General features: G+C 41.9%; 17 protein-coding genes. 9 read left to right on the forward strand and 8 right to left on the reverse strand.

What is annotated here, in order from left to right:
• The 4 genes from BTO09_RS06520 to BTO09_RS06535 all read left to right on the forward strand — a co-directional run bounded on the left by BTO09_RS06520 (nucleotide 1) and on the right by BTO09_RS06535 (nucleotide 6,508).
• Nucleotides 1-1,779, forward strand: a complete 1,779-nt coding sequence (locus BTO09_RS06520) for a class I SAM-dependent DNA methyltransferase (protein ID WP_087524001.1) — start codon at nucleotides 1-3, stop codon at nucleotides 1,777-1,779.
• Entirely contained in the window at nucleotides 1,779-3,173 is a 1,395-nt protein-coding gene (locus BTO09_RS06525; RefSeq protein ID WP_087524002.1) for a restriction endonuclease subunit S, read from the forward strand. Before BTO09_RS06520 ends, BTO09_RS06525 begins: the two co-directional genes overlap by 1 nt.
• 2 nt (nucleotides 3,174-3,175) lie before the next feature.
• The gene (locus BTO09_RS06530; RefSeq protein WP_087524003.1) at nucleotides 3,176-3,370 is read left to right on the forward strand and encodes a hypothetical protein; all 195 of its coding nucleotides are present in this window, start codon (nucleotides 3,176-3,178) and stop codon (nucleotides 3,368-3,370) included.
• A gap of 144 nt (nucleotides 3,371-3,514) precedes the next feature.
• On the forward strand, nucleotides 3,515-6,508 hold the full coding sequence (locus tag BTO09_RS06535; protein WP_087524004.1) for a type I restriction endonuclease subunit R: 2,994 nt from the start codon (nucleotides 3,515-3,517) through the stop codon (nucleotides 6,506-6,508).
• Between the two features lie 12 nt (nucleotides 6,509-6,520).
• Here the strand turns inward: BTO09_RS06535 and BTO09_RS06540 are convergent, their stop codons facing one another.
• Nucleotides 6,521-6,961 (reverse strand): hypothetical protein, encoded by a 441-nt coding sequence (locus BTO09_RS06540; RefSeq protein WP_087524005.1) that lies wholly within the window; start codon nucleotides 6,959-6,961, stop codon nucleotides 6,521-6,523.
• A 154-nt stretch (nucleotides 6,962-7,115) separates the two neighbouring features.
• Nucleotides 7,116-7,757, reverse strand: a complete 642-nt coding sequence (locus BTO09_RS06545) for an HAD family phosphatase (RefSeq protein WP_087524006.1) — start codon at nucleotides 7,755-7,757, stop codon at nucleotides 7,116-7,118.
• Between the two features lie 366 nt (nucleotides 7,758-8,123).
• Between BTO09_RS06545 and BTO09_RS06550 the strand changes: the two genes are divergently transcribed.
• A complete protein-coding gene (locus BTO09_RS06550; RefSeq protein WP_087524007.1) occupies nucleotides 8,124-8,498 on the forward strand; it encodes a hypothetical protein in 375 nt (124 codons plus the stop codon).
• Nucleotides 8,499-8,533: 35 nt separating this feature from the next.
• Here the strand turns inward: BTO09_RS06550 and BTO09_RS06555 are convergent, their stop codons facing one another.
• Together BTO09_RS06555 and BTO09_RS06560 are read right to left on the reverse strand one after the other, a co-directional pair.
• Nucleotides 8,534-9,106, reverse strand: coding sequence for a hypothetical protein (locus BTO09_RS06555; RefSeq protein ID WP_087524008.1), 573 nt, complete (start codon nucleotides 9,104-9,106; stop codon nucleotides 8,534-8,536).
• 3 nt (nucleotides 9,107-9,109) lie between these two features.
• The gene (locus tag BTO09_RS06560) at nucleotides 9,110-9,745 is read right to left on the reverse strand and encodes a hypothetical protein (protein WP_087524009.1); all 636 of its coding nucleotides are present in this window, start codon (nucleotides 9,743-9,745) and stop codon (nucleotides 9,110-9,112) included.
• Between the two features lie 616 nt (nucleotides 9,746-10,361).
• Between BTO09_RS06560 and ileS the strand changes: the two genes are divergently transcribed.
• Genes ileS through BTO09_RS06580 form a run of 4 tightly spaced genes read left to right on the forward strand, consistent with a single transcriptional unit; the run spans nucleotide 10,362 to nucleotide 15,473 of the window.
• Complete coding sequence (ileS, locus tag BTO09_RS06565) at nucleotides 10,362-13,763, forward strand: isoleucine--tRNA ligase (RefSeq protein WP_087524010.1); 3,402 nt, start codon at nucleotides 10,362-10,364, stop codon at nucleotides 13,761-13,763.
• Nucleotides 13,764-13,767: 4 nt separating this feature from the next.
• Nucleotides 13,768-14,151, forward strand: coding sequence for a TraR/DksA C4-type zinc finger protein (locus tag BTO09_RS06570; RefSeq protein ID WP_087524011.1), 384 nt, complete (start codon nucleotides 13,768-13,770; stop codon nucleotides 14,149-14,151).
• Between the two features lie 31 nt (nucleotides 14,152-14,182).
• Nucleotides 14,183-14,809, forward strand: a complete 627-nt coding sequence (locus BTO09_RS06575) for a hypothetical protein (RefSeq protein WP_087524012.1) — start codon at nucleotides 14,183-14,185, stop codon at nucleotides 14,807-14,809.
• Between the two features lie 28 nt (nucleotides 14,810-14,837).
• Nucleotides 14,838-15,473, forward strand: coding sequence for a lipoprotein signal peptidase (locus tag BTO09_RS06580; protein ID WP_087524013.1), 636 nt, complete (start codon nucleotides 14,838-14,840; stop codon nucleotides 15,471-15,473).
• Here BTO09_RS06580 and BTO09_RS06585 read toward each other — a convergent pair.
• From BTO09_RS06585 to BTO09_RS06600, 4 genes are read right to left on the reverse strand one after another with little or no spacing between them, the layout of a single operon-like run.
• Nucleotides 15,470-16,030 carry a 5-formyltetrahydrofolate cyclo-ligase gene (locus BTO09_RS06585; protein ID WP_087524014.1) on the reverse strand — a complete coding sequence of 187 codons (561 nt, stop codon included), beginning with the start codon at nucleotides 16,028-16,030 and terminating at the stop codon, nucleotides 15,470-15,472. The two genes, BTO09_RS06580 and BTO09_RS06585, sit on opposite strands and share 4 nt — an antisense overlap.
• Nucleotides 16,027-16,998 (reverse strand): succinylglutamate desuccinylase/aspartoacylase family protein, encoded by a 972-nt coding sequence (locus tag BTO09_RS06590; protein ID WP_087524015.1) that lies wholly within the window; start codon nucleotides 16,996-16,998, stop codon nucleotides 16,027-16,029. Before BTO09_RS06590 ends, BTO09_RS06585 begins: the two co-directional genes overlap by 4 nt.
• Nucleotides 16,998-17,870 carry a RimK family alpha-L-glutamate ligase gene (locus tag BTO09_RS06595; protein WP_087524016.1) on the reverse strand — a complete coding sequence of 291 codons (873 nt, stop codon included), beginning with the start codon at nucleotides 17,868-17,870 and terminating at the stop codon, nucleotides 16,998-17,000. The genes BTO09_RS06590 and BTO09_RS06595 overlap by 1 nt, the downstream gene beginning before the upstream one ends.
• Nucleotides 17,871-17,929: 59 nt before the next feature.
• The gene (locus tag BTO09_RS06600) at nucleotides 17,930-20,161 is read right to left on the reverse strand and encodes a TonB-dependent receptor plug domain-containing protein (protein WP_087524017.1); all 2,232 of its coding nucleotides are present in this window, start codon (nucleotides 20,159-20,161) and stop codon (nucleotides 17,930-17,932) included.
• Between the last annotated feature and the right edge of the window lie 66 nt (nucleotides 20,162-20,227).

Consider the following 20,227-nt stretch of genomic DNA (forward strand, 5'->3'; position numbering starts at 1 on the left):
ATGAGTAATAATAACAAAGTAGAAGTAGGGTTTATTTGGCAGATTACAGACGATGTGCTACGCGATGCCTTTAAGAAAAATGAGATCGGGGATGTGGTCCTCCCTTTTGTAGTGCTGCGACGACTAGATTGTATTTTAGAACCCGTTAACCAAAAAGTGAGAGATGCTTATGCCAATTTTAAAGACAAAGTTGACGGGGATAAGCTGGTTCCTATTTTACGCAAAGCTTCTGGAGGACTCAAATTCTACAATACCTCGAAACACACCCTGCATTCGCTAAAGGATGAACCGCAATACATTCAAATTAACTTCAACAATTATTTAAACGGATTCAACCCAGAGGTACAAGACATACTAGAGAGCTTCCAGTTTGATAAAATTGTAGCGCGCCTTACCAAAAATAAGTTGCTTTATGAGATGATCGATGCGATCTGTAAGATAGATCTGCACACAGAGGCTATAGATAATCATGGAATGGGTTATGTTTTTGAAGAACTAATCCGTATCTCCAACGAGCAGTCCAATGAGACAGCGGGAGAGCATTTTACCCCAAGGGACGTCATTGAGATCATGAACAACTTCATGTTTGTTAATGAGAAAGATAAGCTCTCCAAGCCAGGAATTATTAGAACCATATTCGATCCTGCCTGTGGTACCGGGGGTATGGTAAATTTGGGTAAAAAGTTTATCCTTGAACAGGTCTGTTCAGGGAGTGAAAATAAGCCTACCATTGTTACTTATGGTCAAGAAATTAATGAGCAGTCTTATGCTATTGCTAAGTCAGAGGCCTTAATTACCGGCGAAGATGCCAATAATATTAAACATGGTAATTCTTTTAGTGAAGATCGCTTTCAAGGCAAGACCTTTCACTATATGATGGCCAATCCGCCTTACGGGGTTACCTGGAAGAAAGACCGAAAATTCATTGAGAATGAAGCCTTAAACCCTGCAGGGCGCTTTTATGCAGGAACTCCCAGAGTAAGCGATGGCCAGCTACTGTTTTTGCAGCACATGATCTCTAAGATGGAGCGCGAAGGTTCACGAATTGGCGTGGTAACCAATGGTTCACCCCTGTTTACAGGAAATGCAGGATCTGGCGAAAGTGATATCCGCAGATGGATCATTGAAAATGACTGGCTGGAGTGTATAGTGGCTTTACCAAAAGATCTTTTCTACAACACTGGTATTAATACCTACATCTGGTTTTTAACCAATGACAAGGCTCCGCACCGTAAAGGGAAAGTACAGCTCATAAACGGCGATGCGCAAGAGACCATTGTAGTTACCGGAAAGGAAGAGACCAAGCACCTATTTTGCCAACCCAATAAGAAAAGTTTAGGTAATAAACGAAACGAAATTACAGCCGATCACATTGAGCAGTTATTAGCGCTCTACCAAAACTTTGAGGAAAATGAGCACTCCAAGATTTTTGATAACGAGTACTTTGGCTACTATCAGTTAACGGTTGAAAAGCCTAAAGTAGATGAAAACGGGAAAATTGTTTTGGATAGCAAAGGAAATCCAAAACCTGACAGCAAGAAACGCGATACTGAAAGTGTACCGCTGTCTGAAGACGTGGAAACCTATTTTGAGACAGAAGTTAAACCACACGTACCGAACGCTTGGATAGACTATGACAAAACCCGTATAGGATACGAAATTAACTTTACTAAGTATTTCTATAACTATACACCTTTGCGCGCGGCGAGCACTATTAAAACAGAAATTGAATCTCTTGAGCAAAATATTGCCGATCTATTAAAAGACTTAATTAGCTAATGCAGAAAGCTTACGAGAAATATAAGGAGAGTGGTGTAGAATGGATCGGAAATGTTCCAAATCATTGGGAACCCATTAGATTGAAGTTTTTGGGAGCTTTATATAGTGGTCTAAGTGGTAAAAAGGGCGACGATTTTAGAAAAGAAGATTCTGAATTTAATCACAATTACATCCCATTTACTAACATCGCCAATAATTTTGAAATTGATTTGGAGAAACTAGATTCAGTTGAGATTTTTCCAGATGAAAATCAAAATCAAGTTGAAAAGAACGACCTGTTTTTTTTAATGAGTTCTGAAAATTATGATGATATAGGGAAAACAGCTATTCTATTAGATGATACAGAGAACACCTATTTAAACAGTTTTTGTAAAGGTTTCAGGTTATTTGATAACAAGGACTTAGATGCCAAGTTTTTGAATTACCTATTGAGCGGTGATGTTTACAGAAAGATTTTATCAATAGAAGCAAAAGGATTTACAAGAATTAATTTGCAGATGGGTAAAATCCAGAACCTGCCTGTAGTGATTCCAGCTTCTAAAATGGAACAATCCAAAATAGCAGCCTTTCTGGACTATCATACTACATTGATCGACTCTCTTATTGACAAAAAAGAAAAGCTCATTGAAAAACTTCAAGAGCAACGGCAGGCTATTATTAACGAAGCTGTGACTAAGGGATTGAATCCTGGAGCTGAACTGAAAGATAGTCGCATTGATTGGCTTGGAAATATACCGAAGCACTGGAAGTTTATTAAGATTTCTTCTGTGGCAAAACAGAACCAATATTCAATTACTGGAGGTCCTTTTGGCTCAGATCTAAAGAATGAAGAATTCACTCCCGAAGGTGTTAGAATTATACAACTTCAAAATATTGGTGTTGGCGAATTTAGAGATCATTATAAAATTTATACAAGTGAAGAAAAAGCGGATGAACTATTCTCATGTAATATTTTTCCAGGTGATTTGATTATTGCAAAAATGGCTGATCCTGTTGCTAGAGCTTGTATAATGCCAGACTTCGATAGAAGATACATTATGGCTTCAGATGGAATAAGATTTGAAGTTAATGATGAAAAAGTCTCTTCAAAATTTTTAGAATATGCCATTAATTCCAAATATTTCAATTTTCAGGCAGAATTAAAAAGCACAGGGACAACAAGGTTAAGAATTGGTTTAACAGAGTTTAAAAAATTAAAACTCTTGCTACCCCCAAGAGCCGAACAAGACATCATACTCGAATTTCTTGAAGGAAAAGACTCTTCAATTAAGAAGTCGATAGATAGCATAAATATTTCAATCCAAAAACTCAAAGAGTATCGTCAGTCACTAATTAGTGAGGCGGTAACCGGTAAAATAGACGTAAGAGACTGGCAAAAACCTAACGATAGTTGATCATGGAATTGTATGATTTTGATACTGTTTTAAGTTTTGGCCAACACAAAGGTGAAACGGTTGCAGAGGCCATGCAGAACAACCCTACTTATATAGCGTGGTGCTATGATAATATTGTTGATTTCTTTATCACTGACGGGGCCTGGGCAGCGCTTAGCCTTCATAAAGAATTAGAAGATGCTTTAGGGAGTATTTGAATTGACTCCAATGAAGTTCATAAGGCAATTAAAAAGAATAAGAAGTTTCATGAAACAAAGCGCAATAGGTTCAAAAGCGAAATGTTGAAACGCTATGAGAATGAAATTGAGGAGCGTTTAAAGGGCACGAGAAAATTGTAGCACATGGCAGGAGGAACAAAAGAAATACATTTCGAAGATCACATTGTTAAATACCTCACCGCAAAGACGGAAGAGGGAGGCGTTAATGAATACCATCAAGTTTCGAATGAGAAATATGATAGAGATAACGCTATAGTTCCTAGAGAAATATTGAGCTTTATTGTGGAATCACAAGGAGACCAATATTCTTATTTAAAAGAACAATTAGGAGATGCAATCGATAACAAACTTTTGGAGCGAGTTGTTAAAAGCTTAAAGACCAATAAGACACTTGACACGCTGCGGAAAGGTATAAAAATAAACGGATTGAAGTTTGAATTGGCCTATTTTAAGCCTTCCAATAATAAAACTCCAGAACATGAAGTATGGTATAAGCAAAACCGATTATCTATTATCAGACAGCTGGCATACTCAACCAAGAATAGCAATGAAATTGACCTGGCTTTTTTTATAAATGGAATACCTGTTGCTACGGCTGAACTGAAAAATGCTCTAACAAACCAAAATCATCACAATGCCATAAAACAATACATTCAAGACAGGGATCCTAAAGGGGAACCACTTTTAGAGTTTCGAAGATGTCTTGTGCATTTCGCGGTAGGCACTGAAAAAGTGTTTATGACCACCCAGCTTAAAGGGAAATCGACTTTCTTTTTACCATTTAATAAAGGATTAAGAAATAGTAATCCTGATGGTTTTGATACTGCCTATCTATGGCAAGAAATTTTGCGCAAGGACTCCATTATGGATCTTGTTCAAAACTATATTAATCTGCAGGAAGATACCGAGAAGTATTATGACCCAAGAACTAAAAAGTTGTTGGAGAAAAAGTCTACAAAGTTATTATTTCCTCGCTACCATCAGTTAAAGGCCGTAAGACGATTATTGGAACAGTTGAAGATAGATGGTGCGGGTAAAAACTATCTAATCCAACATTCTGCGGGTTCTGGTAAGTCCAATTCCATAACCTGGTTAGCCTACCGCTTAGCAAATTTCTATCGGCATTATACAGATGAAAAGGCACTATATGATTCTATAATTGTGGTGACCGATCGTCGAGTTTTAAATAAACAAATACAAGAGAATATTAGACAGATAGATAATATTCCTGGTATGGTGGCATATCTAGATGAAAAGACATCTGCCCAAGATTTAAAGCGTGAGATAGAACATGGTACAAGGATCATTATAACAACAATTCAAAAGTTTCCAATTATATCGGATGTAGTAACGCAATCAAAAGAGCGTAATTATGCGATTATAATTGATGAGGCTCATAGTTCTCAATCAGGAGAGGTTGCAAGACATATGAGAAAAGCTCTTAGCTTAGAAGAAGCTGCAGAGAAGGATGTTCCGGCAAAAGACTTAGATGAAGTTATAGCCGATGAAATTGCTAAAAAAGGACAACAACCCAATATTTCTCAATTTGCATTTACAGCAACACCTAAGTCAAAAACCATAGAGTTGTTTGGTACACTTGTTAATGGAAAAAAGGAACCCTTTGATAAGTATACGATGGAGCAGGCAATTAAGGAAGGCTTTATCTTGGACGTTCTTGAAAATTATATGTCGTTTAAGAGATACTACAAACTGATTAAACGCTCTGAAATTGAAGACAAGGAATACGAAAAGAAAAAGACCGTTCGAATCTTAGGCAACTATGTCGATTTACAAGATCACGCAATAGAAAAGAAATCGCGAATCATGTTGGAGCATTTCGCGGCTGACACTCAAAACAAAATTCAGGGTAAAGCTAGAGCTATGCTTGTTACTAAATCGCGTTTGCATGCTGTTCGCTATAAACGGAAGTTTGACGATATCATGCGCGAAATGAAGCTGCCCTATGAAGCCTTAGTTGCTTTCTCTGGCACAGTCAAAGACTCGGAAACAGGTGAAGATTATACTGAGAGTAGTATGAATAATTTAGGTGGGAGAATTAGTATAACAGATGCCTTAAAACTACCTAAATACAGAATTTTAATTGTTGCCAACAAGTATCAAACAGGTTTTGACGAACCACTGATGCACACCATGTTTGTTGATAAAAAGCTAGGACAAACTAGCACAGTACAAACACTGTCAAGGCTTAATAGAACCACCAAAGGAAAAGACTCAACAATGGTCTTGGATTTTGTGAATGATCCAGAGGATATTCAAGCAGACTTTCAACATTATTATGGAAAAAACTACATTTTGGAAGAAAACTTGACAGATCCGAATGCGATTTACGATAGTTTGAATGAAGTGGAAAGATTTAATCTATTTTATGAGAGTGAGGTTGAAAGCTTTGCTGGGATCTTTTTCTCTCCAAAAGAAGATTTTGAACAACTTCAGCCCATTTTGAAAACAGTTGCAAATAGATATAAGGATCAACTTAATAAAGAAGATCAGGATAACTTTAAAAAAGCTTCTAAATCATTTATAAAGCTTTACAGATTTTTAAGCCATGTAATCAGTTTTACAGATGTAGATTTGGAGAAGAATTATGTTTTTCTTACCGCATTACTCAAAAAATTACCATTTGACAAACCAGATCTCCCAGTGGACGTCATTAACGATGTAAAACTACATAGTTATAAAATTCAGCATAAGTATACTACAAAATTAAAACTGGAATCTGCTGATGGTGAAGACGAAGGTTTAAAACCTGGAGGCAAAGGACCAAACCAAGAAGATGAATTGGATTTTCTTACCAAAATCATTAAAGTTCTGAATGATACTTACGGATTAGAACTTACGGATGAAGACAAGGTAGAATTTAGCAAAATGAAAGAGAACATTTATGCCAATCAAAAGCTAATGGCATTCTTTAATCAAGCTAATTCTAAAGACAATATAAAAGAGAAATTTAACGAAGAAATAGATAGTGAACTACTTAATTTCATCGATAAAAAATTGGAATTTTATAATAAAATGACCGAGGATAAAGTGAATTCAATGTTTAAGACCATTTGGTTTAATGAATTGTATGATTCTCGTGTTAGAGGTCTAGAATAATAATTAGACAATTTACTGTTGAGTTTCTTCTGGCAAATCTACTGGATAGATTAAAACTTTAAGAGCATACTGGATGATAGTTAAAACGTAAGTGGCTCTTTTTGCCATTTCTTTTTCAGATGATCCAAATGAGTCAAGACTCTTAGGGTACAGGTTAACAATATCCCATTGTTTGGAATGTACGACTCTACAATCTAACAGAGCAATTTGTTGCTCATCCAATTCTGCTTCAGACCTTACTAAGTTGGTTTTAAACAAATTGATTTTAATTCGCTCAGCATAGACACTTATTCTTGGACCATCTCCAGGGGTTCTAATCGTTACATTTCTGTTATGAGAACCTGAACCTGGATTCTGGTATATACCAGTGTTTTCAATAATCTTTTCGGCATAATATCCCACAAAATCTCGAAAATCACTGTATTCGTCGCCGTGCGTAGAAATTATTTTCATAACAAAAATATCTCAGGTTTTAAAGTAATTAGTTTCTGAAAGATAAGAAACATTTGGTGGGCTTTTAAGCGAAGCACCCGCGAAGCGGCAAGCACTATTCTCAAAGCTGTTATCTCGATACAATTTCCACTACGTGAAAATCATTCGATAACCGTTAAATCTCAATCTCCTCAAAAGAAGAAATAACCCGATCCGCAAGCCCATAATCTTGCCCTGTAGAATGCTCAGATTTAAACGCATAACAATAAATGCCCGCAGCTTTGGCGGCTTTGATACCGTTGGTGGCGTCTTCTATAACAAAGCAATCTTCTGGGGCTTCGCCGGCAATTTGGGCGGCTTTTTGAAAGATCTCCGGATGCGGTTTGGATTTAGGTAGATCGGCGCCCGATATCTTTCCCACAAAATACTGGTCTAACTCAAAACGGTCAAACACCCTTTTGATGTTCTCCATAGAAGCCGATGAAGCCACTACCAATTTTAAACCAGCGCTGTGAAAGCGGATCATAGCATCTCTTACGCCGTCTATGAGTTGCAAATTGGGGCTGTTGTCAAACAGCTCGTAAAAGTATTTGCGCTTTAGGCGCGTCAACTCTTGGGGCGATTCTTGGGTATTGAAATCCGCAGCCAGCTGATCACTTATCTCTTTGGTAGAGCGACCTGTAAAACTCTCGTAAAGCTCCTCTGAAACGTCTATACCTACCTCGGCAAACATTTTAAAATAGGCTTCGTGATGTAAGGGCTCAGAATCAATGATCACCCCATCCATGTCAAAGAGTACAGCTTTAGCATTTTTCATTTTGTAAAATTAACCTTTTATATTTTTTGTGCCACTCGACAAACTCTGTTTAATCATCGCGGCGAGTGCCGCAAACCTTTTCTAACACTTTTTTCCATCGATGAAAAAAGTGTTCAAAAAAATCTAGTCGCGATGGAGTTGCATTCGTTGCCTAAGCAACGAACCCTTCGGTTTTTCTGAGTCGCGCGTCGCTCTGCGACTCTTTGCGCGATCTCGCACCGAACAAACCTCAGTTGCAACAGGTATCGCGACAATAACAGAATATCAAAGGGATAGTCCTTTAAAAAAGATAATAAAAACTTGATTTTAAACATTTTAACCCTCCATTAACAGAGAAATCCAACAAAAAATCTTATTCTATAGGTTATGATACAGATAGACAAGAAAAACAACACGGAATTATTAGAACAATCCGTACAGCATTTACAGCAAAAAGGATTCGAGAACATTAAAGCCGATCTAGACGGCTATGAAACCCCAAAGAGTTATCGCCGCAAGGGCTCCGATCTGGTGATAACCCCAGACATTACGGCCCAGAGAGACGGCCGCAAACATTTTTTTGAGGTCAGTGTAAAAAGTGAGAAGCCTACCTTACTTAAAACCAAATGGCGCTTTTTAGACGTAATGACCAATCTAAAAGATCACCGATTTAAGATCATAACTGCCCGAGGGCATTACAGTTTTACCCGTCAGATGTTAGACGAGCTCAACCTGGAGAAAAAACTGATAAAATTAAATTAGTTAGCTAACTACCAACCAGCCAAATGGCTGGTTTTTTATTTGTTCAGAATCTCACTAATTTGTTTTGTTATGTCCGTACTTTCGGGCAACATACGGTCAAAAATTGCTTTTAAACAGCTGTAATAGAGTGTTTCATCGTCTACTTTTTCTTGGGCATTCTTCATGTACTCTGCCGCGCAATTATTAGCTAATAACTTTAATTGAATTTCACGATTTGGCACAAAAAGGAAACCGATGAATTCATCGTCTGCACTCATTAAAAAGGCCACATCACAATCTTTAGTTTTAGCAATAGTCGTAATGAGCTCATTCAAACGATATGTTTTATAGAAGAGTTCTTGTTTTTTTAGCGCGATAAGATTATTGGTATAGTTCTCAAGATCTCTTGTTCTTTCTTTTCCCGACAAGGCTGTATTTAAGCTGTCAATATAGCTATCGAGTTGCAGCTGCAATTCGGCCTTATTAGGTTGAACTATTTTTTCAAGTAATGGATAATTAACTCTTGCGGCTTTTACGTTGTACTGAGCCAAGCTCGTATGGCTTATCATTGCTAAAAAAAGAAGCGTTACAAATAGCCTAGCTTGGAAATTGAATTGGAGATTACCCATGCCTTACTTTTTTAATTCTTGTATTACTAATTCTGTGATGTCTACACTATTCTGCATAAGTGGGCTGAGAATTTCCCTAGAACACATGTTTAGTTTTTCATTGTAGTCTGCCTGATTCGAAAAACCTTTTTTTCTGGCGCAGTCAACAATACTATTCTGAAAATTGCTGTTAGTTTCAACATCTTTATATTCCACAGATTCAACCCCATTGGGTCCGAAGAGGAAAATCAGGTCATATCCATTCTTCGCAATGATTTGCCTTATTTCTTCCGATAGATCAAGGAACGGTTTATAGACTTTCGATGCATTTTCAGACACAGCCTGACTGTAATAGTCTGATATCCTTTGCAGTTTTTCTTGAGCTTCTGTAAATTTTAATTGAGTAGCTTCATCGCCAGCATTATACTCCTGTTGATTCTTGAAGATACTTGCTTCTTGTTCTATTTTCTTGATATCGTACTGTCTTTCTAAGGCTTGCAACAGGCTGTCTTGAAACTGTTTCTGTCGCGCTTCAAGCTCCGTACTACTATAAGGGATTAAGGCTTTTATCTGTGTATAATCAGCTCTGGCAGCTTTTTGCTGCGCAGTTGTGGGGATTGCCATAAATAATAGCAAACTTAGGAGGATCAGGTTTTTCATGCTAAGTGGATTTGTGCCTTAAGATAAAGAAATACAAACAATTGAACTGATTTGCTTTTATTACGGTCATCGAGTGATTAAACCCCATGAGACTCTTAAGCGATCTTTTAGAAAAACAAGCCACCAGCGTTGATATTGCTATGCTTAATCCAGACGAAACTAAAGAATGTCCCACCGCATCGATAACAAAACACGCCGTTAAGAATTCTGAGATTGCGGAAGAATTTAGGCGGGTTTTGTGGTTTCTAGCTTAATTAACGATGCAGCAAGAATCCATAGTAAAAAATCGATTCCGGTGGGACTAGACCTTTTGGTCACTTTTGCGGCAATGGGAAAAGTGACATAAAGAAATAAATCATTGTCAATAGATTTTTTGGAGGTACTTCAGTCATAATGTCCACTGGACATTAATCCTTCAGTAATCATCAGTGGAAAAAAAAGTATCAGAATAAAAAGAGTAAAAAGGTCCAAGGACTAGTCCTTGAATCAAGCTCAAACATCATAAAATCATCCCTTCTTCTCTAGCAAAAAACCTCAATGCCTTATAAACCCTGAATGCAAAGGAAATTTGACCAAAATTCCTTAATTTCGCTCCCTTATTAGAAAAGACCCATAAATGAGCGCGAAATTTGCTGAATATAAAGGACTTGACCTTCCCAAAGTTGCGGAAGAAGTACTTGATTTTTGGAAGCAAAACCAGGTGTTTGAACAGAGTGTGACCAGCCGTGAGAGCGGAGAACCGTTTGTGTTCTTTGAAGGCCCACCATCGGCCAACGGATTGCCTGGAATTCACCACGTTATGGCCCGCGCCATTAAAGATATCTTTTGCCGCTACAAAACCCAAAAAGGCTACCAAGTTAAGCGTAAAGCCGGATGGGATACTCACGGACTGCCTATTGAATTGGGCGTGGAGAAAGAACTCGGCATCACCAAAGAAGACATTGGTAAAAAGATCACGGTAGAAGAGTACAACGCAGCCTGTAAAAAGGCCGTGATGCGCTATACCGACATTTGGAACAACCTTACCGAGCGCATTGGGTATTGGGTAGATATGGACGATCCGTATGTGACCTACGAGCCCAAGTACATGGAAACTGTTTGGTGGCTCTTAAAGAACATCTACAAGCAAGACCTGCTGTATAAAGGCTATACCATTCAGCCGTATTCGCCTAAGGCTGGAACAGGTCTGAGTTCCCACGAGCTGAACCAGCCAGGAACTTACCAAGACGTTACCGATACCACGGTTGTGGCACAGTTTAAGGCCATAACCGAAACCTTGCCAGCTAAGTTGCAACAGTATACAGACCTGCATTTCTTAGCTTGGACCACTACCCCTTGGACCTTACCGTCTAACACCGCTTTGACCGTTGGGCCTAAGATCGAGTATTCGGTAGTGAAGACTTACAACCAATACACCTTTGCTCCTGTTACTGTGGTTTTGGCCACTGCCTTGATCGGGAAGCAATTCAGCGGTAAGTTTGAGAAGGCGGAGGACGCAGCTGCACTCACGGCTTATGAACCTGGAGCGAAAAAGGTGCCTTATTTAGTGGTTGATACCATTTTAGGGGCAGATTTGGTGGAGAGCCGTTACGAGCAATTACTTACCTACGCCCTCCCAAATGACAATCCGGAGAACGCATTCCGCGTGATCGCTGGAGATTTTGTTACCACAGAAGACGGAACAGGTATAGTACACACCGCACCGACCTTTGGTGCAGACGATGCCAAGGTGGCCAAAGAGGCCACGCCAGAAGTGCCGCCTATGTTGGTCAAAGATGAAAACGACAACTTGGTACCACTTGTTGACCTGCAGGGGCGTTTCCGTCCGGAATTGGGCGAGTTGGGTGGCAAGTATGTTAAGAACGAATATTATACCGATGGAGATGCGCCAGACAAAAGCGTAGACGTGGAGCTGGCTATTATCCTCAAGACCGACAATAAAGCCTTTAAGGTGGAGAAGTATGTGCACAGTTATCCAAACTGCTGGCGTACGGACAAACCTATCTTATACTATCCTCTAGACAGCTGGTTCATTAAAGCGACTGCCTTTAAAGACCGCATGTTCGAACTCAACCAAGAGATCAACTGGAAGCCTAAGGCGACTGGTGAAGGCCGTTTCGGAAACTGGCTATCTAACGCCAACGACTGGAACCTTTCTCGTTCGCGTTTCTGGGGAATCCCATTGCCTATCTGGCGCAGTGATGACGGTAAAGAAGAACGCATCATTGGTTCTGTGGCGGAACTTAAAGAAGCTATGGCAGAAGCCGTTAGTGCTGGTTTTATGGAAGCCGATCTGTTTGCCGACTTTGTGGTGGGCGATATGAGCGAGGAGAACTACGCTAAAGTAGACCTACATAAAAATATTGTAGACCAGATCACCTTGGTGAGCTCATCGGGCAAGCCGATGAAGCGCGAGAGTGACCTCATTGACGTTTGGTTCGATTCTGGTTCCATGCCTTATGCCCAGTGGCATTATCCTTTTGAGAACAAGGAGATGGTAGAGAACACCTGGCGCAAGGCAGACTTTATTGCAGAAGGAGTGGATCAGACCCGTGGTTGGTTCTACACCTTGCACGCCATTGCCACCATGACCTTTGACGACGTGGCTTATAAGAACGTAGTGTCGAATGGCTTGGTTTTAGACAAGAACGGTCAGAAGATGTCCAAACGTTTGGGCAATGCCACCGATCCTTTTGAAACCCTAGATAAATACGGACCGGATGCCACCCGTTGGTATATGATCCAGAATGCCAACCCTTGGGACAACCTCAAGTTTGACATTGATGGTATTGGTGAGGTGCGCAACAAATACTTCGGAACGCTTTATAATACCTACAGCTTCTTTAGTTTGTACGCTAACTTGGACGGCTTTAACTACAGTGAGCCAGATGTTCCAGTAGCAGACAGACCAGAGATCGACCGTTGGATCCTATCAGAACTCAATACCCTTATCAAAGTAGTGGATGAGGCCTATGCCGATTACGAGCCTACCAAGGCTGCCCGAGCCATCTCGAACTTTGTGCAAGAGAACTTGAGTAACTGGTATGTGCGTTTGTGCCGTCGCCGTTTCTGGAAAGGTAGCTACGGCCCAGACAAGATCTCTGCATATCAGACCCTATGTACTTGTTTGCATCGTGTGGCGCAACTCAGTGCTCCGATAGCTCCATTCTATATGGATCGATTGTATCAAGATCTCAATGCTGTTTGTGGCTTGGAATCGGCAACGTCGGTTCACTTAAGCGATTTCCCAAAGGCCAACGAAGCCTTGATCGATTCCGCTTTAGAACACCGCATGCAGAAGGCGCAAACAATATCTTCCTTGGTACTCTCGTTACGCAAGAAAGAGCAGATCAAAGTGCGTCAGCCATTGCAGCGTATAATGATCCCTGTTTTAGATGCTGCGGATAAGGCCGAGATTGAGCTTATTGCAGACTTGGTAAAATCCGAAGTAAACGTAAAAGAAATAGAACTGCTAGACGATGCCAGTGGCATTTTGGTGAAGCAGATCAAACCGAATTTCAAGGTCCTCGGGCCAAAATTCGGAAAAGACATGAAAGCCGTTGCAGCGGCGGTTTCACAGTTCACTCAAGAAGACATTCAAACCATTGAGCAGAAAGGTGAAATAGCAGTTGTAATTAATGAAAAAAATATTATTTTAGGCCTGCCTGACGTGGAGATTAGCTCGCAGGATATAGAAGGATGGTTAGTGGCCAATAATGGTCCCCTCACAGTTGCCTTAGATGTTAACATCACTCCGGAGCTCAAGAGCGAAGGCATTGCCAGAGAATTGGTGAACCGCATTCAAAACGTACGCAAGGATTCGGGCTTTGAAGTCACAGACAAGGTGTCTGTAACTATTCAAAAGGCCCCAGAACTGGAAGCTGCGGTAGCCGCAAATCTGGATTATATTAAAACGGAAACTTTAACCGCGAGTCTCGAGTTTTCTGACGACCTAAAAGAAGGCACGGAAGTTGCATTTGACGATATAGAAACCCGACTGGCGATAAAAAAATATTAGGATTATGGCGCAAGAAGTTAAAAACCGATACAGCGATAAGGAGCTCGAAGAATTCCGTCAGATCATCATGGAGAAGATGGATAAGGCCAAGCAGCAACTCGAGCTTATTGAAAGCGCTTACAAAAACGATTCAAATAACGGAACAGACGATACCTCTCCTACCTTCAAAGCTTTTGACGAAGGCTCCGAAGTAATGTCTAAAGAGGCGAATTCGCAATTGGCTATTCGACAAGAGAAGTTCATTCGCGATCTAAAGAACGCCTTGATCCGTATAGAAAATAAGACCTATGGCATTTGCCGTGTAACCGGGAAACTCATCAATCCGGAACGCCTTAAATTGGTGCCGCATGCTACCTTGAGCATCGAAGCCAAAAACATGCAGAAATAATACAGACGCCCCGCTTTGGGGCGTTTTTCTTATGCGTTATTTCTCCATCATTTTGCTGTGGCTAAGCTTTAGCCCTTGGGCCTTGGCACAAATAGAGACCATTAAGGATATAGATGCCTCTACGCTGCAGGTTTTGCAGGTAGATGTGGATAATATTTCTAGACTCACTGTTAGAACATCCCAAACCAATCGCTTTAAGGCCTTTATGAACACAGAAGGCGAATTTGCTGCAGAATTGGTATTGAATCTCATAGAAGCGGGCGGAACCTGGAATATCAATATTGGCTTTGCTCCAGGCTTTACGCCAACAGATGATAAATTGGGTGCGCACAAGGTCATTGCGGCAGAACTCATCTTGGAGATCCCAAAAGGAAAATATTTGAACGTTTCCGGACGTTGTTTAAGTGTGGCTTTAGACGGTGAGTTCGCAGCAGTGGAATTGCGTTTAGACGGCGGAAATATCAATGCTAAGAACTTTTTGGCCTCGGGGGTGCTGGCCACTTCAGATGGAAATATAAACGTAAAAGGCCTTAGCGGACTCTACGCAGAAACGGTGGGTGATCCCGACAAAATAGACAACCGATTACCCCAAAGTGGAACCCATAAAATAAGCGTTGTTGCCCCGCGAGGAAACATCCGTCTCAAAGCCAAAAATTAGTGTATTTTTGTAGCCTTAAAACCTTCTAATGTCTTTAAAGAAAGCAGGTATTATCATCTTTATCGTTTTGCTGATCGATCAGGTCAGTAAGGTGTATATCAAAACCCATTATCAATTACACGGCGGTTTCAGTGTCTTCGGACAAGAATGGTTCCGCATCTATTTTATAGAGAACGAAGGCATGGCTTGGGGCGCAAAGATCCCAGGGCAATACGGCAAGCTTTTCTTGACCTTGTTTCGTTTGGTAGCCATAGTTGGTATAGGTTATTGGTTGTGGGATTCGGTAAAGAAGCAGACCTCACGTATACTCACCACGGCAGTCTCCTTCATTTTTGCCGGCGCTTTCGGAAACATTATCGATTCGGTTTTCTACGGGATGATCTTTAACGATTCCTTAGGCCAAGTAGCCACATTTATGCCAGAAGAAGGCGGTTATGCGCCCATCTTCTACGGAAAGGTAGTTGATATGTTGTACTTCCCCTTATGGTCTGGTGATCTGCCAGAATGGATCCCATTTTGGGGTGGAGAACGGTTCACCTTCTTTGAACCCGTTTTCAACATTGCCGATGCTTCTATTACCTGCGGAGTTCTGATGCTCTTGGTATTCCACAAGAAGGCCTTCCCTAAAAAGCCAGACACGGTAGCTTCGCTAAGCGACGATTAGAACTTATAAGTGTGCTCCGGGCTAATACAATAGTCCAGCGGGATATCGGTATCGCTATGCGGGATCTCATCTTCCGCAGCAAAGAAAGACAGGCCAATCTTTATTACTTCGGATTTACACTGCGCTAAAAAACGGTCGTAAAAGCCTTTGCCATAACCCAAGCGGTTTCCCTGCTTGTCGTAGGCCAAAAGCGGTACAAAGACCACATCGAGTTTATTGGTAGGAATTTCTATTCCATCTTCTGGTTCCGGAATACCCCAAGGGTTCACTTTAATTCGGGTGTGATCTTCCAATAAGATATGCGTCAAGCTCGCATCTTCGAACTTACTTTTAGAGACCACCACACTTTTATCCTTGCCCTGCAAGATGTGCAAAAGATATTCGGTATTGACTTCTAACTGGCGGCTAATAGGGAGAAAGATATGGTAATAGCGCGCCTCCCAAATTGGAAGCTGCAAGGCAGCATTGGCAATAGCCAAACTGGCATCTTCCAGCTCCTTTTCAGATAGGCCTTGGCGCTTTGATTTGTATGCTTTTCGCAGGGCTGTCTTGGTCATAAGTTGGCCGTAGAGATATGAAACAGCGCATCGCCTTGGTAAACTATAGGCGCCTCGTTCACATTGATCACATAACCAGCAGCATTAGAACGGATCCAATAATGCACCTTGCCATAAGGGTCTGTAATATGTCCCAGCACATGGCCTACAGGCACACTTTCTCCTGCCTTAACTGCCGGTTTGAACATACCTGACGTAGACGCTCTAAGCCAGCGACTCTGTGTAATTACTACTGATTTTTTCTTTGGAGAACTCACCTTGAACTTAGAGCGCAACATGCCCAATTCGTTCAACACTCTCTTCGCTCCGTTTACTCCAGTATTGCTAACAATATTGTCAATGCTGTTGGACTTTCCGCCCTCAAAGAGCAAGGCAGTAATATCGTTTTTCTCACAATAGCTGCGGAACGATTTCTTTATATTCTTGGAGTGTAGAATAAAGGGCGCGTTAAATACCTCTGCCAGTTTGTTCTGGGTTTTGTCTGCTCCGGTTATGCGGATGTGCGGTACATTGAATCTGCTGCTACCTCCGGTGTGAAAATCCATACAGTAGTCTATGCTAGGCATGATCTGATGAGTGAGCTGGTAGGCAAACTGCGACGCCAAGGACCCAGATCGGCTCCCCGGAAAAACACGGTTCAGATCACGACCATCTGGAAACTCTCGCGACTTCTGAATAAATCCAAAGATGTTTACAATTGGGATACAGACCACCGTGCCTGCCTTTGGTTTGTTGATCCCTTTGGCGATAAGCTGGCGCACGATCTCAATACCATTGACCTCATCACCGTGTATGCCTGCAGTGAAAAGCACGGTAGGGCCGTCTACCTTGGCCCGCTCAATGATTATAGGCACATCTATCTTGGTCTGCGTATGCAGGGTTGCGGTACTTAGGTTGATCTCCATGGAAGCTCCGGGAGCGATCTCCTCGCCACAGATCTCCAGGTGTTTTGCTTGGTTTTTGGCCATTAGCGTTTGTTTCTTTCTATATAGCTGATAAAATGTCGAGCCACATCTATGCCCGTGGTGTTTTCTATGCCTTCTAGGCCCGGCGTGGAATTGATCTCCAAGACCAAAGGCCCTTTTTGAGAAGGTAGAATGTCCACCCCACAGGCTCCAAGACCAAGTGTCTTGGCTGCGCGTATGGCTAGCGCTTCTTGTTTGTAATCGAGTTTAACCGGAATTGCAGAGGCTCCCCGATGCAGGTTCGACCTAAAATCGCCGTCCTTGCTCTGGCGTTTCATAGCGGCGACCACATTGCCTCCAACCACGATAGCTCGTAAATCGGTGCCTTTAGACTCCCCAATAAACTCTTGCAGCACATAACGCGCTCCCAGGCTATTTAGTGTCTCTATGGTAGAAAGTGCGCTTTGGCGGCTTTCTGCCAAGATCACACCTTGGCCGTGTGTACCTTTGAGCAATTTTATGATAACCGGAAACGATTTCCATCCTTCTAAGAGCTTCTCCGGATCGCGGTTATTGCCTAAAATGGTCATAGGAGTTGGCACTCGGGCACGAGACAGTAGCTGAAAACAAGTCCATTTATCCCGTGAAGTGATTATAGATTCACTGCTCACAGTAGTAAAGACACCCTGAGCTTCGAAATGCCGGACCACAGAAGATCCGAAGTAAGTATTGCTTGCACCAATACGCGGAATAATGGCGTGTAGGTCGTCTATCTCATCGCCCAGATAATGCACCTTAGGTTCGCCATCTTCTATGCTGAGCACACAGTGCGTTGGGTCTATGATCTCCACATCGTGGTTGCGCAGTTCGCCCGCCTTAAACAGGCTTTGGGTCGAGTATAATTGCGCGCCGCGCGATAGAATAGCGATGTTCATGAGCCGCTTCAAATGATTTGCTATTGCAAAATAGCAAAAAATCAGCCGCTTAAGGGTATTTAGAATCTATAGGTGATCTGCCCTCGGATAAAACGCGGTGTTCCCGGGGTAAAATGGATCTCCTCCACCGCAACTGCTTCGTTCTGCAAACGACTGTTGGTGGCAAACTGGGTTTCCTCCCACTCGGTGTCAAAAATATTCTCTACAGAGATGCCAAAGCGCCAATTGCCAAGGCTGTAACCAATATTGGCATCGGTGATAAAATATCCTGCAGCAACTATGGAGTTATCTTCGTTAGCCGGACGGTCGTCAATAAAGCGATAACGCAATCCGGCGCTAATACCATGGGCAAGGTCAACGGTGGCAGACCCCATGGCTGTCCATGATGGGGCCAAAGGAATGTAATCTTCTCCAGCGGCAGCTTCTAAACTTCGGGCGTAGGCATAGTTGAGGTCTTGTTGCAGATACAGCCATGGTGTAGGCTGATACCGCAATCCGAGGTCAAAGCCCAGGCGACGGGTCTCCCCGCTGGGTTCTACTATGGCTTCATCGCCTACATAGACAAATTCTTGCTCTAGGTATAAACTCCAAAGTGCAAAATTCACAAAGAGCTTGTCGTTGGGTTTAAAGTTTAGTCCTAGGTCTGCTCCAAAGGCTTTTGGCAAACTACTGTCTACAGCTCCTGGAGTTACAGAAACTCGCGTATCGTTAGAGTGGAATCCCAGGCCATTCTTTAAGTACAACTGAACCGTACTGCTCGGCTCATAGAAGAGATTGAACTTAGGGCTCAATCTCAGCGAACTCGCCGTAGGATTAGAGAAGTTGGAGGCGAGCCTGTCTGTATAGTCAAACTGAAAACCATCCAGGCGCAGCCCTGGGTTCAAGCGCCATTTCCCTAATTTTAAATTGGCAGCGGCAAATAGGAATCCGTGGGTTTGGTCAACATCTCCAAAGGCCAATTGCTCCAAGGTCTCTTTGCGATTTTTTGTGCGAGCAAGCTCCAAATCGTCTACATTGTCGTAGCGCAATCCGGCCCCAAACTGATACTTTATAGTCTTATCCCCTAAGTTGAATTTATGGTCAAGAGTGGTCTGAAAACCCATCAGTTCACGATTCTCAAACTGCCTGATCTGATCTCCATCTACAGGATTCTCCAAAAAGAAGGTAAAGTTCGAAAAGAGTTCAAAGTCGTAGCGGGAATAGTAAAGGGTAGAATTTATCTTACTGCCATTATTGAGGCGCTTAAAGTGATTGACTACCAAATTAGATCTCGAGGTATTGCCGCCTTCTGTGTCGTCTATGGCTCCAAAGCGATCTATCTGGCCAGAACGCACTGCTCGCCAAGGGATCTGCCCAGATGCTGTCCACTTACTGGCAAAATGCGAAGCGCTGAATTCCAACTTCTCGTCTTGTGCCAATTGTGTGCTGAACTTAGTAAATAAGTTTACGCGATTAAAGTTCTGCGGACTTATAAAAGGGCCATCAAAGGCATTGAATGATCCGGCAGCGTAAGCTTTGGTCTTTGGGCCATCTAAAAGCTTGAACATGCCAACAGTTCTAAAGCTGGCAAAATCACCATAGCTTACACTTAGGCTGTTTTGTTCTAATTGGTCCTTGGTTTTAAAGGCTACATAACCAGCGGTGGTAAAATCGCCTTGAGCTGCTTGGTATGGGCCTTTGCCAAAATCAATGGTCGCAAGCGTTTCGGGGATCACAAAGTGTAAGTCGCTATAGCCTTGGCCATGCGCATGTGATACCTTATTTACTGGCAGGCCATCCACACTCAAATTAATATCTGTTCCGTGGTCTATATCGAACCCGCGCAAAAAGATCTGTTCTGCTTTTCCGCCACCGGCATGTTGTCCGATAAAGAGTCCGGGTACCCTTTGCAGTAGTTGCTGAGAGGAAAGCACCGGATTCAATTTTAGATCCACATCACTTATTTGTACATCTAAACCTACGGCCGGACTGATCACCACTTGAGACAGCGAAAGTCTCGCTTCTTGAAGGGCCCAGTTGTTTTGTTCTTGGGTTAAAAAATCCGCAGCAATAAAGACTAAAGACTCAAAGCCAATATGAGAGAACTGGATCTCATCGGTAGCTTGAACACCTTCTAGCATAAAAAATCCGTTGGCATCGCTATGGGTGTGTTCTACCTTGGATTTGTTTATCACCACCACGTCTTGTAAGGCTAGGCCAGAGGCATCCGTAATGTGACCTTGCAGGTTTTGTGACAATAGGTTTGTTGAACTCAATAGTATTAATAGAATCTGAAAAATAGGACGCAACATTGTTTTTGTTTTGGCTGTTTGTCATACTTACGCAAGTGATAGCTGTCTGGATTTCTGCGGATGCAG

The sequence above is a fragment of the Gilvibacter sp. SZ-19 genome (assembly GCF_002163875.1).
In the GTDB taxonomy this organism is placed as follows: domain Bacteria; phylum Bacteroidota; class Bacteroidia; order Flavobacteriales; family Flavobacteriaceae; genus Gilvibacter.

What these genes read in the sequence shown, in the direction of transcription:
- BTO09_RS06590 (WP_087524015.1), bottom strand. Translation starts at nt 16,998, where the DNA reads ATGGCCAAAAACCAAGCAAAACACCTGGAGATCTGTGGCGAGGAGATC.
- BTO09_RS06540 (WP_087524005.1), bottom strand. Translation starts at nt 6,961, where the DNA reads ATGAAAATAATTTCTACGCACGGCGACGAATACAGTGATTTTCGAGAT.
- BTO09_RS06595 (WP_087524016.1), bottom strand. Translation starts at nt 17,870, where the DNA reads ATGAACATCGCTATTCTATCGCGCGGCGCGCAATTATACTCGACCCAA.
- BTO09_RS06535 (WP_087524004.1), top strand. Translation starts at nt 3,515, where the DNA reads ATGGCAGGAGGAACAAAAGAAATACATTTCGAAGATCACATTGTTAAA.
- BTO09_RS06550 (WP_087524007.1), top strand. Translation starts at nt 8,124, where the DNA reads ATGATACAGATAGACAAGAAAAACAACACGGAATTATTAGAACAATCC.
- BTO09_RS06555 (WP_087524008.1), bottom strand. Translation starts at nt 9,106, where the DNA reads ATGGGTAATCTCCAATTCAATTTCCAAGCTAGGCTATTTGTAACGCTT.
- BTO09_RS06570 (WP_087524011.1), top strand. Translation starts at nt 13,768, where the DNA reads ATGGCGCAAGAAGTTAAAAACCGATACAGCGATAAGGAGCTCGAAGAA.
- BTO09_RS06520 (WP_087524001.1), top strand. Translation starts at nt 1, where the DNA reads ATGAGTAATAATAACAAAGTAGAAGTAGGGTTTATTTGGCAGATTACA.
- BTO09_RS06585 (WP_087524014.1), bottom strand. Translation starts at nt 16,030, where the DNA reads ATGACCAAGACAGCCCTGCGAAAAGCATACAAATCAAAGCGCCAAGGC.
- BTO09_RS06560 (WP_087524009.1), bottom strand. Translation starts at nt 9,745, where the DNA reads ATGAAAAACCTGATCCTCCTAAGTTTGCTATTATTTATGGCAATCCCC.
- ileS (WP_087524010.1), top strand. Translation starts at nt 10,362, where the DNA reads ATGAGCGCGAAATTTGCTGAATATAAAGGACTTGACCTTCCCAAAGTT.
- BTO09_RS06525 (WP_087524002.1), top strand. Translation starts at nt 1,779, where the DNA reads ATGCAGAAAGCTTACGAGAAATATAAGGAGAGTGGTGTAGAATGGATC.
- BTO09_RS06545 (WP_087524006.1), bottom strand. Translation starts at nt 7,757, where the DNA reads ATGAAAAATGCTAAAGCTGTACTCTTTGACATGGATGGGGTGATCATT.
- BTO09_RS06575 (WP_087524012.1), top strand. Translation starts at nt 14,183, where the DNA reads ATGCGTTATTTCTCCATCATTTTGCTGTGGCTAAGCTTTAGCCCTTGG.
- BTO09_RS06600 (WP_087524017.1), bottom strand. Translation starts at nt 20,161, where the DNA reads ATGTTGCGTCCTATTTTTCAGATTCTATTAATACTATTGAGTTCAACA.
- BTO09_RS06580 (WP_087524013.1), top strand. Translation starts at nt 14,838, where the DNA reads ATGTCTTTAAAGAAAGCAGGTATTATCATCTTTATCGTTTTGCTGATC.
- BTO09_RS06530 (WP_087524003.1), top strand. Translation starts at nt 3,176, where the DNA reads ATGGAATTGTATGATTTTGATACTGTTTTAAGTTTTGGCCAACACAAA.